The sequence below is a fragment of the Streptosporangium sandarakinum genome (genome assembly GCF_050942225.1).
GTDB classification, from domain to species: Bacteria; Actinomycetota; Actinomycetes; order Streptosporangiales; family Streptosporangiaceae; genus Streptosporangium; species Streptosporangium nondiastaticum.
Window position 1 is genome coordinate 1,280,654 of the sequence record NZ_CP192034.1, and the last position, 14,155, is coordinate 1,294,808.

At 73.7% G+C, this 14,155-nt stretch carries 11 protein-coding genes; 5 read left to right on the forward strand and 6 right to left on the reverse strand.

From position 1 onward, the window contains the following. Window positions 1–182 precede the first annotated feature (182 nt). Together ACQP10_RS06200 and ACQP10_RS06205 are read right to left on the reverse strand one after the other, a co-directional pair. Window positions 183–2,180, reverse strand: a complete 1,998-nt coding sequence (locus ACQP10_RS06200) for an endo-1,3-alpha-glucanase family glycosylhydrolase (RefSeq protein ID WP_433541025.1) — start codon at window positions 2,178–2,180, stop codon at window positions 183–185. Window positions 2,181–2,330: 150 nt separating this feature from the next. Further along, entirely contained in the window at window positions 2,331–2,876 is a 546-nt protein-coding gene (locus ACQP10_RS06205) for a helix-turn-helix domain-containing protein (protein WP_433541026.1), read from the reverse strand. A gap of 159 nt (window positions 2,877–3,035) precedes the next feature. Here ACQP10_RS06205 and ACQP10_RS06210 point away from each other — a divergent pair, with 159 nt between their 5' ends. After that, window positions 3,036–4,019: an ArsR/SmtB family transcription factor gene (locus tag ACQP10_RS06210; protein WP_399499960.1), complete on the forward strand. Its 984-nt coding sequence runs from the start codon at window positions 3,036–3,038 to the stop codon at window positions 4,017–4,019. 79 nt (window positions 4,020–4,098) lie between these two features. Here ACQP10_RS06210 and ACQP10_RS06215 read toward each other — a convergent pair whose 3' ends face one another. Together ACQP10_RS06215 and ACQP10_RS06220 are read right to left on the reverse strand one after the other, a co-directional pair. Beyond that, entirely contained in the window at window positions 4,099–4,458 is a 360-nt protein-coding gene (locus ACQP10_RS06215) for an STAS domain-containing protein (protein ID WP_312873154.1), read from the reverse strand. 56 nt (window positions 4,459–4,514) lie between these two features. Continuing rightward, the gene (locus tag ACQP10_RS06220) at window positions 4,515–6,047 is read right to left on the reverse strand and encodes an LCP family protein (protein WP_433541027.1); all 1,533 of its coding nucleotides are present in this window, start codon (window positions 6,045–6,047) and stop codon (window positions 4,515–4,517) included. 71 nt (window positions 6,048–6,118) lie between these two features. Here ACQP10_RS06220 and ACQP10_RS06225 point away from each other — a divergent pair, with 71 nt between their 5' ends. Beyond that, window positions 6,119–7,150 (forward strand): glycosyltransferase family 2 protein, encoded by a 1,032-nt coding sequence (locus ACQP10_RS06225; RefSeq protein ID WP_433541028.1) that lies wholly within the window; start codon window positions 6,119–6,121, stop codon window positions 7,148–7,150. Window positions 7,151–7,256: 106 nt separating this feature from the next. On the opposite strand, the gene ACQP10_RS06230 is transcribed toward ACQP10_RS06225, so the two are convergent. Continuing rightward, window positions 7,257–9,050 (reverse strand): CDP-glycerol glycerophosphotransferase family protein, encoded by a 1,794-nt coding sequence (locus tag ACQP10_RS06230; protein ID WP_399499958.1) that lies wholly within the window; start codon window positions 9,048–9,050, stop codon window positions 7,257–7,259. Window positions 9,051–9,172: 122 nt separating this feature from the next. Next, entirely contained in the window at window positions 9,173–10,585 is a 1,413-nt protein-coding gene (locus tag ACQP10_RS06235; RefSeq protein ID WP_346021873.1) for a bifunctional cytidylyltransferase/SDR family oxidoreductase, read from the reverse strand. A gap of 827 nt (window positions 10,586–11,412) precedes the next feature. On the opposite strand from ACQP10_RS06235, the gene ACQP10_RS06240 reads away from it, so the two are divergent. The 3 genes from ACQP10_RS06240 (at window position 11,413) to ACQP10_RS06250 (ending at window position 14,151) form a co-directional block, all read left to right on the forward strand. After that, the gene (locus ACQP10_RS06240) at window positions 11,413–12,588 is read left to right on the forward strand and encodes a CDP-alcohol phosphatidyltransferase family protein (protein WP_433541029.1); all 1,176 of its coding nucleotides are present in this window, start codon (window positions 11,413–11,415) and stop codon (window positions 12,586–12,588) included. Window positions 12,589–12,679: 91 nt separating this feature from the next. Next, the gene (locus ACQP10_RS06245; RefSeq protein ID WP_346021875.1) at window positions 12,680–13,312 is read left to right on the forward strand and encodes a DUF5941 domain-containing protein; all 633 of its coding nucleotides are present in this window, start codon (window positions 12,680–12,682) and stop codon (window positions 13,310–13,312) included. Window positions 13,313–13,416: 104 nt separating this feature from the next. Then, a complete protein-coding gene (locus tag ACQP10_RS06250; protein ID WP_179819465.1) occupies window positions 13,417–14,151 on the forward strand; it encodes a sugar phosphate nucleotidyltransferase in 735 nt (244 codons plus the stop codon). Window positions 14,152–14,155: the final 4 nt, after the last annotated feature.

The following is a 14,155-nucleotide window of genomic DNA, read 5'->3' on the forward strand; positions in this document are numbered from 1 at the left end:
GAACATCCGAATGGGGGGCGCGGGGTCCGCGCGCGGCGAACGCGGAAAAAGGACCGCGCCCGCCCTCCCGGAGCGATCCTGCGGGCCTCACGGGCCTCACGGGCCTCTGAATCTCATGGACCTCACGGGCCTCGCGGCCTCGCGGGCGGGGGGACGGGCGCGGCGCGGTGCCCGCCGGTCCGTCAGGACCGGCCGCTGGACACCGCGCGGTAGTGCAGATCCTGCACGTACGGAGTCGCCGTGACCTTGTACGGCGAGGTCACCTCGGTCACGGCGGCGCCGTTCCGGGCGACCGACGCCGAGACGGTCCCCGCCTTCAGCGCGAACGTCCGGGCGGAGACCCCGGCGGGCGCGTCATAGGTCTGCGTGGTGCCGCCGACCGTGACCGACACCTTGCCCGCCGCCGTCAGCATGGTGAGCACCTCGACCGTGTCGCGGGACGGCGTGCCGCCCGCGCGCGGCTTCATGAGCTTGGTCTCCGGGTAGGACGGCTGGGCGGCGTACGGCTGCACCCGGTGGGTCAGGTACGCCACGTCCTCGGTGATCTTCGGGCAGCCGAGCTTGTAGCAGGTCAGGTAGTACGCGCTGATGTCGAGGTAGGTCCAGCCCGCGTTCCGCGACGGGGCGAACTGGGTGTTCTCCGAGTAGTCGTTCCAGGTCGTGAGCTGCACCCACTCGGCCTTGCCGTCGATCGCGCCCTTCCAGGTGGCCCGGAGGTTCTCGGTGTTGGCCGCCTCGTCGTAGATCCCCTGGTTGGGGCGCTCGTCCTGGACGGAGACCGGCTGCATCCAGATCCTGCCCATGCCGTGCGCGGTGTTGATGTTCGTGGTCAGGGAGGAGTTGGCCGCGGGGTTGCGGTTGCCCCAGTTCGCGAAGCCGTAGCTGATCGGGCCGAAGGCGTCGCGGTACTTGTTGAAGTCGAGGAGGCAGGGCACGAGGGCCACCTTGATCCCGTGCTCGGTCTCCATGGTCTTCATCCAGTCGGACCACCAGGCGGCGGTGCGGCCCTCGGCCTTGAACGGGGCGACGACGAGCCGCCCGTCACCGAGCCGGTAGACCGACTTCGAGGCGGCGAGATCCGCCAGCGCGGTGGCGAGGGTGGCGGCGTCGACCGAGGCCAGGCCGTTCATGTCCGGCATGAGGACGATCTTGAAACCCGGGTCGACGGCCTCGGCGGCCGCGACGAGCTTCCGCACCCTCGTCCACTGGCTGCTCGTCACCGACAGGATGTCGACGGTGAAGCCGTCCAGGCCCGCGGCGACGGCCTGCCGCACCTCGGTCTCGTAGTCGGCCGACGCCCAGTCGCCGCTGAGCGGGGCGCGGCCCAGCGGCCGGTCGCGCAGCAGCCCGCCGTACGCGGAGTGCTTGCCGCTCTCGCCGTCCGGCTTGAGGTAGTTCCGCGCGTAGTAGTCGCTCGCCGGGTCCTGGTTGTCCAGCGAGACCGGGTACGGCGGGAAGTAGTGGGCGAACACCTTCCGGGCGGAGGCCCGCAGCTGCGTCGTGCCGGGCATGGCGAACGGCAGCGGACCGGCGTTCGCCTCGTCCCCGGAGCCCTCGGTGTAGCTGACGGTCAGCCTGGGGCCGCGGTCGCCGCTCTCGCGCGAGGAGGACAGCACGGTCGGGGTGTCATCGGTCTGGGTGAGGGCGAAGGAGTAGGTCCCGTCGCCGGTGACGGCCGAGGAGACGTCCAGCTTGGCCGTCTGGCCGGAGGTGAATCCGGTGTGCGAGCCGGCCGCGTCGCCGAGGGCCGGGCGGGTGTTCCAGGTGGCCGCCTCCGTCCAGCCGCCCGTCACCGTCCGGGCCGTCACGGTGGTGGCGGTCGTCCGTGTCGAGGTGACCTCCAGGGTGGCCTTGACGTTCTCGGCGTCGTCGGGGATGCCGGTGACCTTGAACCTGGTGAGGGCGATGCGCTGACCGGTGGCAGAGCTGCTGCTGCAGGTGCCGCCGCAGACCGACAGCCAGGTCGCGGTGGCGAAGTTCTTGGCGGGTTCGGCCTGGCTGACGAACACGTCGTCCGTGGCGGCGAAGGTCGCGCTGACGGGCGTGGCCGCGGATGCCGGGACAGGGGCCGAGGCGGGCGCGGGCGCCGGGGTGAGCGCGGACGCCGGGGTGGTCGGCGCGGCGCCCAGGGCGGCGAGCGTCACCAGCGCCGCCAGCGCCGTCCGATAACGGTTGATCATGAGGCTTCCTTGGTTCGAGACGTGGGCGCCCACCGGGTGCGGGACGCCCACTCATGATCAAGAGTGGAGTCGAACCGCCTCCTTGATCACCGTTTTACGGATAAATCCCAATTTGGAACGGTGCTATTTCGCAGCCCGGCGGCCGGTTCGTCAGGAGGTGGTTCGAGGGTCTCTCGACTCCCGCAGGCGGCGGCGGTAGGTCGCGGGCGGTGCGCCGTACGCCGCGCGGAACGCCCGGTTGAAGTGCGATTCGCTGGTGAAGCCCCACCGGAAGGCGACGGCGCGGACCGGCAGGTCGTTCCGCGCGGGGTCGGCGAGGTCGCGGCGGCAGCGTTCGAGCCGCCGCCGCCGGATCCAGCCGGCCACGCTGAGCCCCTGCTCCTCGAAGAGCTTCTGCAGGTGGCGGACGGAGACGTGGTGCTCGGCGGCGACGAGCGCGGGGGAGAGATCGGGGTCGGCCAGCCTGCGCTCGATGAACGCCTGGGCGCGCGCGACCGTGCCCGCGCGGGAGGTCTCCGCGGGAGACGGGTCCGTGCCCGGCTCCCGGGTCAGGAGAGCCGAGAGCAGGCCGAGGACGGCGGTGGCGACCCGTACGTCCACGCCGGGGACGGGGCACGCCCGCGGCGGGGCCGTGAAGCCGTCGAAGCCGTCGAAGCCGTCGAAATCGGCGGAACGGGCGGTATCGTCGAGGCGCATGATCTTCTCCCGCCGGTCGCCGCGGTGTTCCGGTGTGTGCCCCGGGTCCCGGCCTGGCACGTGCTCCGGGCACGCCTCCAGAGCATCATTCGGACGGCCGCGGGAGGCAACGCCTTTCAGCTCTGGTTGAAAAGGGGTTCCGGACGGGAGGCAACCGGCATGATCCGCCTGCACTTCACCGAGACGGACCTGCGAAGGGTCACGCTCGCCCCGGCTCCTGACGCGCTGCTGGAGATCGGCCTGAGCCTGCGCCGGCTCCGCGGCGCGCCGGGCGGCACGGGCTGGTCACGGCCCGCCGTCCTCGAATGGAACAGGGAGATGGCCACCGGTCAGGGGGCCCGCGTCGGCAGACTCCTCGACCTCGTCTCCTGCGACGCGGCGATGCCGGCCTTCCTGTGCCAGCCGGACGCCGGTGACTTCGCCGCGGGCATCGAGCGGGTCAGGCGGACGCCCGGCGCCGAGCTCGCCGTCGATCTGAGCCATCTGACCCCCTCCCGGGAGGTCTCCGGGTGGTACCGGGAGCTCGCCGACGGCGGCGCCGCGGCGCGGCGGACCCTCGTCAGCGAGCTGGACGACTACTTCACCGCGTCGATGGAGCCGCTGTGGCCGCGGATCCGGTCGGCCGCCGCGGCCGACCGCGCGCTCCGCGCCGAGACGCTGATGCGGGGCGGCGTCGACGCCCTCCTCGCCACCCTCGGCGTCGCCTGCCGGTGGGAGCCGCCGACCCTGCACGTCGGTACGGCCGGCACCCACGACATCCCGCTGTGCGGGCGCGGGCTGACGCTGGTCCCGTCGTACTTCGCGTCCGCTCCCGTGGTGGGCTACCGGCCCGGCGGGACCGTCGCCCTGGTGTACCCCATGGCCCCGGAGGAGCGGCCGGACGGCGCCTCGGCCGTCCTGGGGCCGCTGCTCGGCCGTACCCGGGCCGCCGTGCTCGCCGCCCTGCGCAGGCCCGCCACCACCACGGCGCTGGCCGAGCGGACCGGCGTCTCACCCGCCTCCGCCAGCCAGCACGCCGCGGTCCTGCGCAACGCCGGGCTCGTCTCCACGATCCGGACGGGCAGCGCCGTGCTGCACACGCTGACCCCGCTCGGGGAGGCCCTGCTGCGCGGCGGTCCGGCCCGCCACGGCTCCGGCCGCTGAACCGCCAAGCCCCCACGAGCGCCGCCTGACCGGCCGGGCCGGCGACCCGCCACCCGGGCGACCGGTCCGGCCGGAACGGTCAGGCGGCGGCCTCGTAGGCCTCCCGCAGGGAGGAACGGGTCTCGAAGTAACGATCCAGATTGGTGATCGTCAGAAGATGTGTGATCATCCCTGGGCCCACCACCAGGATCAGACGACCCTGGGCGTCCCTGACCCGGGCGAGCGCGCTCACCAGGACGCCCAGGCCCACGGAGTCACAGAACGGCACCTGCGTCAGATCCATCACCAGGCAGGGACGGCCAGGGGCGTCCAGGACGCGGTCCACCTCGGCTCGCAGCCGGGGTGCGACCGCCATGTCCAGTTCGCCCGCCGCCCGTACCACCGCGCACGGGCCCTGGCGCCAGCTCTCCACCTCGAACGTCGGATTTGAAAAAACCACGGTCATCACCTCCGTGCGTGGTTTCTGCCCGGGGCGGTGGTTTTCATGTGGAAAAATTACTTTTTACAGATGTTCTCCGTCGCCGTCCTGGCCGCCGGGGTGGCGCTGGGCGCGGACGGTCCCGCGGACGAGGTGGCCGACGGCGCCGCGGCCTCGTCGACGGTGACCTTCCGGACCCCCGGATACCGCCGGCCGACGACGACCTCGATCCGGTCGCCGAGGTCGTCCACCTGGCGCGTCTCGGCCCCGTGCAGGGCGGCGGCCACGGTCCGGGCCGAGTCCTCACGGCCGGGACCGTATCGGACCACCGTCCCGTCGTGGTCCTTCTCAGGGGTGTTGCCGGCGGCCGCGGGGACCATGAAACCGGCCCCCTGCAACTCGCCCCTGACCCGCGCGCCGAGACCGGGGGTCGTGGTGCCGTTGAGCACCTTGACGGAGATCCGCGAGGGCGGCACGGTCAGCGCGCCGGCCGTGGACGAGGGGGCGGGCGAAGGGGAGGCCGTCGCCGGGGCGGACGCGGCGGGGGAGGCGGGTTTCGAGGGTTTGACGAGCGGCTCGTCGGCGGCGATCCGGCGGAACAGCTCCCTGGCCGCGTCCTTGTCCCACAGCACGGCCGACTCGCCCGTCGGGGTCTTGTAGTCGACGTCGGCGAGCGGGACGGTGGCGAAGGCGACGTCGTCGGTGGAGACGTCCTTGATCTGCCGGGCCAGGCCGAGCAGATCCTTGCGGAGCGCGTCGTCCACCCGGAGCGTGCCGAGGGTGCTGTCGACGAACGAGACGAGCCTGGCCGGGTTGGTCAGCGTGCCGCCGCTGAGCGCCTGGTGCAGCAGGGCCGAGATCACCTGCTGCTGACGGTCGATCCGGTCGAGGTCGGAGCGGGCCGTGGCCCGGGTGCGGGCGTAGGAGAGGGCCTTGACGCCGTTCAGCGGGTACGTCCCCGGCTGGAGGTTCAGCCCGGTCTTGGGATCGTTGATCGGAACCGGCGTGCAGACCGAGACGCCGCCGAGCGCGTCCACCACGTCGATGAAGCCGAGCACGTTGACCTCGACGTAATGGTTGATCGTCAGCCCGGTCACGGCCTGCACCGCGCGTACGGCGAGCTTCGGGCCGCCGAGCTGGTACGCCGCGTTGATCTTGTGGTCGCCCTTGCCGGGGATCGTCGTCCAGGTGTCGCGGGGAAGGCTGACCACGGTCGCCCTGCCGTGGTCCTCCGACAGGTGGACCACCATCATGGTGTCGGTGCGCTGCCCGGACTCGCGGCCCAGCTTCAGCGCGTTCTGCTGCTGCCTGGAGAGGTCGTCGCGCCGGTCCACGCCGACGACGAGGATGTTCATCGCGCCGGTGGGCCGCGACCCCGCCACCCCCGCGTCGACCGCCTGGATCTTGCCGGCCGCGTAGTTCGGCAGCGCCCACATCACCCCCGAGCCGCCCAGCACCAGGGACGACAGCGCGCCCGCGACGAGCAGTCCGCGCCGCCGGGACCGCGCCCTCCCGGCCGGCCTGCGCTCATGCCGGGGGGCCAGCCGTACCTTGCCGTAGGCGTCGCCGCCGATCTGCACACCCGAGTCGTCGTCTTCCGGGTCGCGCATCCATGGCCCCCTAGGCTCCGGCTCGGCTGGGTCGATGAGGTACCGGTTCGTACAGTAGCGTGAGCCACGCCATGAAGCAGTTTCCCGACTCGCCCGCGCCGGCGTCGTCCCCCGAGACACGTGTCTGGCCCCCCATCTCCGTCGTCATCCCGGCGCTGAACGAGGAGCGCCACCTTCGGGAGGCCGTGCGGCAGGTCCTGTCGCAGCGGTACGCAGGCCCGATCGAGGTCGTGCTCGCCATCGGCCCGTCCAGGGACCGCACGCAGGAGGTCGCCGACGCGATCGCCGCCGAGGACCCCCGGGTCGTCGTGGTGCCGAACCCGACCGGCCGCACTCCCAACGCCCTCAACGCCGCCATCGCCGCCTCCCGCCACGGCATCGTGGCGCGGGTGGACGGGCACGCCATGCTCCCCGACGACTACCTCAGGGTGGCCGTGGAGACCCTGGAGGAGACCGGCGCCGACAACGTCGGCGGCGTCATGGCCGCCGAGGGCGTCACGCCGTTCGAGCAGGCCGTGGCCCGCGCCATGACATCCAAGATCGGCGTCGGCGGCGCCCGGTTCCACACCGGCGGTACGGCGGGCCCGGCCGACACGGTCTACCTCGGGGTCTTCCGCCGCGAGGCCCTGGAGCGGGTCGGCGGCTACGACGAGCACTTCCAGCGCGCCCAGGACTGGGAGATGAACCACCGCATCCGCGAGACGGGCGGCCTGGTGTGGTTCCAGCCCCGGATGCGGGTCTCCTACCGGCCCAGGCCCTCGGTCAAGGCCCTCGCCAAGCAGTACTTCCACTACGGCCGCTGGCGCAGGGTGGTGGCCAGGACCCACGAGGGCACCATCAACCTGCGCTACCTCGCGCCCCCGGTGGCGGTGGCGGCCATCATCGCGGGTTTCGTCGTGTCCCCGTTCTTCTGGCCCGGCCTGCTGATCCCCGGGGGATACGCGCTGGCGATCCTGGCCGGCTCGGCCGTGACCGGCAGCGGCCTGCCGACGGGCGCGCGCCTGCGGCTGCCCCTCGTCTACGCCACCATGCACATGTCGTGGGGCTGGGGGTTCCTGACGAGCCCCCGGCGGCTGAGCAGGCCCGGCGCGGCGTCCGGTTGAGCGGCGCGGCGGGCCGAACGACCCGGCGCCGGTGTACGGCCGGACGGATCGGTGATCGGTCCGCCCGGTCCGTCCTGTCCGCCCGCGGGCCGGGCCGCCGCGCGGTTCATCCGTGCGCGCGCACGGCCCGCTCACAGGCGCCGTTCACCGCGTCGTTGAAGCGGGTCATGGCGTCCGGGTGGTCCGGGCCGAGCAGGTAGGTCCGCAGCTTGCGCCGCGTGGCCGCCAGGGCGTCCTCCCCGTCCTCCTCCATGGCCCGCAGCACGGCGGGCAGCTCCCGCAGGTCCGCGGAGAGCAGGTAGCCGCCCTCGGTGCTCGGGTAGCGCTCGCGGAACGCCTGCTCCGGCAGCCCCGCCACGTTGGTCACCGCGTACGGCTTGCCGCTGGCGACGAAGTCCGCCACCACGCTGGAGATGTCGGTGACCAGCAGGTCCGACTGGTTGAAGCAGTCGTAGAGGGCCGGCTCGGGACCGGTGACGACCAGGTGCCTGACCGCCCCGGCGCCCGGGCGACGTCCCCCGCCCGAGGGGTGGCGGGCCATCGACCGGTGCAGTTCCGCCCGGTCCAGCAGCGCGCGGACCTGCTGGTGGGCGCGGTGCGCGGCCGGGTTGCGGTAGCCCGTCAGCGGGTGCGGCTTGTAGATCACCCGGACCGCCGGGGAGTGGGCCAGCAGGGCCCGGACGATCGCCGGGCCCATCGTCATGATCGAGGTGTGGAACAGGTCGTCGGTCCACCCCTCCCAGGTCGGCGCGTACAGCACCGTGCGGTACGGCAGGCCCGGCCCGCCGGTGCCGACCCCGCTGAGCTGGGGGCGGCCCACCTCGTGGACGTCCTCGTCGCGCACGCCCACCCGGGCACGGAGGTAGCGGTCGCGCCCGGCCTGCCCGGCCACCCACACCTCGTCGTAGACCTTGGTGAACGGGTTGAACGACGCCTCCTTGTCGCTGTCGCCGTGCCCCACGAAGACGCTGCGCATCCCCCGGATGCGGAGCATGTGGATGTTCTTGCCGACGTTGGCCGGATACAGGCACACCCGCACACCGGCGAGGGCCTCGAACCCCATCAGGTCGGCCGCCGAGGGGATGCACACCACGGGCAGCGAGGTCTCTCCCAGCAGCCGCAGCATCTCCCGCTCCCGCAGCACCACCACGGCCCGGCGGTCGATCCGCTCCAGCGGGCGCAGCCACATCCGGGCCTGGTAGGCCGAGTCGGGGGGACCGGAGAAGTAGAGGGCGACCTCCGGCCGGTGGGCCGCCAGGCGCTCCCCGGCGGCCCGCAGCACCGCGGCGCCGTCGCCGAGCGGCCGGACCCGGCGCAGGTGCGGCAGCAGGCACAGCGCGCCCGCGCCCGCGACGGCCAGCGCCCCGGCCGCCCCCGCGGCGCCCGGCAGGGCGGTGCCGGACATCGCGCCCAGGGCCGCGCCGCCCACCGGGAACACGTCCAGGTACAGCGGCCGCATGCCCCGGTGGTCGGTCAGGACGCGCCACGGCGGGGGCGGGACCCGCACCGCGTCGAGGTTGCGGGTCAGCACCGGCATCCGGTTGAGGGTGCGCTGGTGGAGGAGCGCCAGCCCGGCCAGCAGGCCCCGCGCGCCGTGCACCGCGAAGATCCCCAGGACCAGGCCCGCGAACCAGGGCGACGCGGTGCCCGCCGTACGGGCGACCAGGACGATCACCGCCGTCTCCCGCGTCACGAACCGGAGCGTGACGCCCAGGTGCGCCCTGGCCATCAGGTCGACCAGGGGGCGCGCCCGGTACCGCGCGACGACCTCGGCCGCGTAGGACACCGCGCACAGGGCCAGGAACAGGCGTGGCCGGGGCCACAGCGCGGTCACGAGGAGCGCCGGGTACGAGCCGAGCACGGCGGCGGCCGCCACCAGTGCGCGAAGGTCACGCTTCATCCTTAGAAGGTAACTTTGACCAGGCTGTTTGCCCTGGTAGGCGCGCTGTGCCGCGTTCCGCCGGGGTACGGCGGAAACCCCGGGAGGACGCCGGGACGCGGGAGGGCCGATGGGGCGCCGGGTCAGCCCGCGTCGACGCGGACGTCGATCACGTGCCCGGTGATGTCGGAGATCAGCACGTCCAGCGAGGTCTCGGCGACGGCGCGCGGCGACAGCAGGGTGTGCGCGGGCTCCTCGCCGAACGCGCGCACCCGCATCGGGGTGCTGGTCCGCTCGGGGTTGACGCAGTTGACCCGCACGCCGTCCTCGGCCCACTCGTCGGCCAGCGCCTGGGTCAGGTTGACCACGGCGGCCTTGGTGGAGGAGTAGAGGCTGTAGCCGGCCCGGCCCCGGGTGTAGGAGGACGAGGTGTACAGCAGCAGGTGGCCCCGGGTCTCGCGCAGGTGGGGCAGGGCGGCCCGGGCGATGTTGACCGGGCCGATGTAGTTCACCCCGACGGTCTCGGCGACCGTGGCGTCGTTCGCCTCGCCGAGGTCGCCCATGTGCAGCACCCCGGCGGTGTTGACGACGTAGTCGATCCGGCCGGTCTCCTTGGCCGCGAGGTCGAGCGCGTCGCTCACCGCCTGCGGGTCCTCCACCCGCACCCCGTTCAGCGAGCGGGAGAAGGGGAACACCTGGGCGCCGTGCCGCCCGGCCAGCTCCACGACCTCGGCGCCGATGCCGTAGCTGCCGCCGAAGACCACCACGGTCCTGCCCTGCAGCGCCTGCCGGTGGGCGAAGGCGGAGTGGTGCGGGGCGGCGCCGGCGGCGAGCTGGAAGAGCTTGTCGGCGATGAACACGTCCACCGGGTGGGTGACCTTCATGTTGTGCTCGCTGCCCGGCACGATGTAGATCGGCACGTCGGGCAGGTAGCGCAGCACCACGCCGCAGTCGTCGGTGGGCGGCTGCCGGTCGAAGTCGGGGTCGGCGAAGGCCCGCTCGTACGCCTCGCGGACCACCGAGAGCCGGAAGCACTGCGGCGTCTGGCCGCGCCGCAGCCGGGACCGGTCGGGGACGTCGCGGACGATCTCCCCGCGCGGGCCGGGGGCGGCCACCACGATCGTGTCGGAGCTGGGGATCGCCACGTCGACGGCCGAGTACACCTTCAGCGCCTCGACGCACTCGGTGATGATCCGCGGCTCCAGCAGCGGCCGCACGGCGTCGTGCAGCAGCACGTCGCACTCCCGCGTGCCCAGCGCCTGCAGCGCCCGCCAGGTGGTCTCCGGGCGGGTCGCGCCGCCCTCCAGGACCTTGCTGACCTTGCGGAAGCCGTTGCGGGCGACGAGCCGCTCCACGTCGGCGGTGAAGCCCGGCGTCATCAGCACCACGATCTCGTCGATCTCCGGCGCCGCGTCGAACACCGACAGCGTGTGCTCCATGATCGTCCGGCCGGCGACCTTGATGAGCTGCTTGGGGGTGTTCAGCCCGACCCGCTGGCCGACGCCTCCGGCGAGAACGACGGCGACGGTGCGGAGGCGTGGTTCCAGAGCGGCCAAGGTCAGCTTCCTTCGACGGTGCGGTTACCGCGAGCGTAATGGGTGCGTACCCGATCGCAGGCCGCGCTCCCGTGCTATCCGGTCAAGATCTCGCTACGCTAAGTGCGCACTCCCGATTCGCACGGTCATCCCGTCGGATACGAAGGAGCCCGGTCTTGCACGACTCCCACGCGCCCGCGCCGTCCGGCCCTCGCGCGTCCGACGACCTCCCGCCCCCCGGCGGTCTCCGTGAGCCGTACGGCGGGCCGCCCGAGTTCGGTGACCTGCCGTTCGACGACCTCCCGGCCGCGCCGCCTGGCGGTCCCCACGCGCCCGGCGGCCCGCCGGCCGGCCGCGCGGGGCCTCCGGGCGGTCCGCCCCGGCACGGCCGCCGCCGTCGTGCTCGCCACCACCGCCGGCGCCGCGCTGCGCTGCGGCGGCGGCACGCTGCTCGACCGGCTGACCGACCAGCTCGTCGCGCTCTCCGTCGGCGAGGTCCACGTGGTGGCCCGCTCGGGCGACATCACCCGCGCCACGGACGGGGCCTACCTGATCGGGGCGGAGGGGTCGCACGGCCTGGCCGACGACCTGCGCCGGGTCGCCCGGGTGGCCCGCGCCGCGACCGGCCCGGTGGCCGTGCTCGCCGGGGACCTGGTGGCGCACACCGAGGCGCTGGCCGTACTCCTGTCCGCCCCGGGCGGCGGCACGACCGCGCTGGTCGTCACGGACGGTGACGAGCCGGGGCCGCTGCGCCCGCCGGTCCGGGTCGAGGGCGGCAGGGTCGCCGCTGCGGGCACCTCGCTGCACGAGGTCGCCGGGGCCGACGGCACCTTCCGGGGGCGCTGCGGGTGGGCGAGGCCGACCTCGGGCGGCTGGCCGAGACCGCCGAGACGCTCGCCGGCCTCGCCGAGACCGGCGTGTTCGGCGCGATGGGCGGCGCGGAGGCCGGTGACCTGCTGCTGGCCGGGCTGGTCCGCTACGGCGTCCACGTCCGCGCCCGAGGGCTCGGGCGGCTGCGCTGCGAGCGGGTCGCCGGGCAGGAGGACGCCGACGCGGCCGTGCGGCGGCTGAACGAGGTGGACGTGGCCCACGCCCGGCTGGACGCCGCGGTCAAGGCCGACGACGGCTTCTTCGCCACCTACGGCGTGAGCTCCTGGTCGGGGCACCTGGTACGGCCGGCCGCCGCGCTCGGGCTGACGCCGAACGCGGTCACCTGGTTCTCGGCGGGGCTGGCCCTCCTGGCCGCCGCCTGGTTCTCCGCGGGCACCCGCCCCGCGCTGGTCGCCGGGGCCGTCCTGGTCTACCTGTCGTTCGTGCTCGACTGCGTCGACGGCCAGCTCGCCCGCTACACCCGGATGTTCTCCCCGGTCGGCGCGTGGCTGGACGCCACCTTCGACCGGGCCAAGGAGTACGTCGTCTACGTGGGGCTGGCCGTCGGCTACGCGGCGGGGCACGGCGCCGTGGGCGGCGGCCCGGAGGGCATCTGGGCGCTGGCGGTGGCGGCGATGATCCTCCAGGCGCTCCGCCACATGATCGACTTCTCCTACGCCGGGTCGCGCGCCGACGCGGGCGCCGCGCGGGCCCGCTCCGCCGGGCCGTCCGCCGCGACCGGCGGGCCCTCGGGCGTCCCGGCCGACGCCGCCGCGCGGCTGGCGCCGTCCCGTCCCGCCCCGCCGTCCGGGGCCTCCGCCGGGAGCACGGACGCGGGGGGTACGGACACGGGGGGCACGGACACGGGGAGCACGGACGGGCAGGAGCCGGGGGAGCGGGCGCGGGCCGTACCGCAGGAGAGCCCGCCGCCGGGGAACCCGGTCGTGCGGCTGTCGCGGCTTCTGGAGCGGAGCTCGACCACCCGCTGGCTCAAGAAGATCATCGTGCTCCCCATCGGGGAGCGGATGGCGCTGATCGCGGTGACCGCCGCGCTGTTCAACGCGCGCGTCACCTTCCTCGCGCTGCTGACCTGGGGCGGCGTCGCCGCCCTCTACACGCTCACCGGCCGGATCGGCAGGTCGCTGAGCAAATGACCATGACCACGAGCGACGGGTCCCGCGGGGGCGCCGCCCGGCCGCCGGGCGGGGGACGGGCCGCGACGCGGGCGGTGAGGCGGATGCGATCGTGACGACCGTGCAGATGACGACGGCGCCGCGCGGCACCCTCGTCGCCTACCGCGACGACGGGGTGCTGTCGCGGGCGATGGGCGCGCTGGTGGCCGGGCAGCTCCCGCCGCTGCCGCCCGTGCTCGCCGGCACGTTCGTGGCCGCGGTGCTGCTGCTGGTCGGGGTGGCCGGCGCCGACGGCCTGGCGGTGTTCGCCCCGGCGGTGGCGCTGCTGCTGGCCGGTCCCGGCAGCTCCCACCCGCACGACGGCCGGCTCGACTGGCTGGTGCCGCCGATCCTGCGCCTCACCGAGTACGGCTTCGCGGCCGCGGTGGGGTTCGCGCACGGCGTGCCGTACTGGCTGATCTTCCTGCTGCTCGGCGCGATGGCCTTCCACCACTACGACCTCGTCTACCGGCTGCGGCAGCGGGTCTACCCGCCGGCCTGGCTGGCCACCGCCGGCTTCGGCTGGGACGGCCGGATGCTGCTGATCGCGCTGGGCGGCCTCGCCGGGCAGGTCACGCTCCTGTTCGTGTTGCTCTCCCTTTACCTGTGGGGGCTCTTCGGGTGGGAGAGCGTCACCTGCTGGCTGGCCGCGCCGGGCCCCGGGGCGGACGCCGCCGAGCCCGGTGAGCCCGCCGACGCCGGATGAGGAACCTCCGGTGAACCTCCGAATACACCATCGGGGCGTAAAGGCAACTAACCTTTGGGGCCAGGAGCGCCCGAGGAGGGGCTCATTCGGATGAGGAGTGCACGTTGCTGGGAATGGTGCTGGCCGCCGGGGCCGGACGACGCCTGCGGCCGTACACCGACACGCTGCCCAAGGCGCTCGTGCCGGTCGACGGCGACACCACGATCATGGACATCTCGCTGCGGAACCTCGCGGCGGCCGATCTCCGTGACGTCGTGGTCGTCGTCGGCTACCAGGCGCAGGCCGTACACGAGCGCAAGGCCGAGCTGGAGCGGCGGCACGGCGTGAAGCTCACCCTCGTGCACAACGACAAGGCCGAGGAGTGGAACAACGCCTACTCCCTGTGGTGCGCCCGCGACTACTTCGAGCAGGGCGTGCTGCTGGTCAACGGCGACACCGTGCACCCGGTCTCCGTGGAGCACACCCTGCTGTCGGCGCCGGAGACGAGTGACATCCTGCTCGCGGTCGACGACGTCAAGAAGCTCGCCGACGAGGAGATGAAGGTCACCCTCGACGGCGACGGCCACCTCGCGCGGATCACCAAGCTGATGGACCCGGCCACCGCGGCCGGCGAGTACATCGGCGCGACGCTGATCCGTCCCGGCGCCGCCGAGCGGCTGGCCGACGCCCTGCGGGCCACCTTCGAGCGCGACCCGCAGCTGTACTACGAGGACGGCTACCAGGAGATGGTCGACCGCGGGGAGAAGATCGCGATCGCCCCGATCGGCGAGGTCTCCTGGGTCGAGGTGGACAACCACGACGACCTGGCCAAGGCGCGGGAGATCGCGTGCCGATACTAGCCAG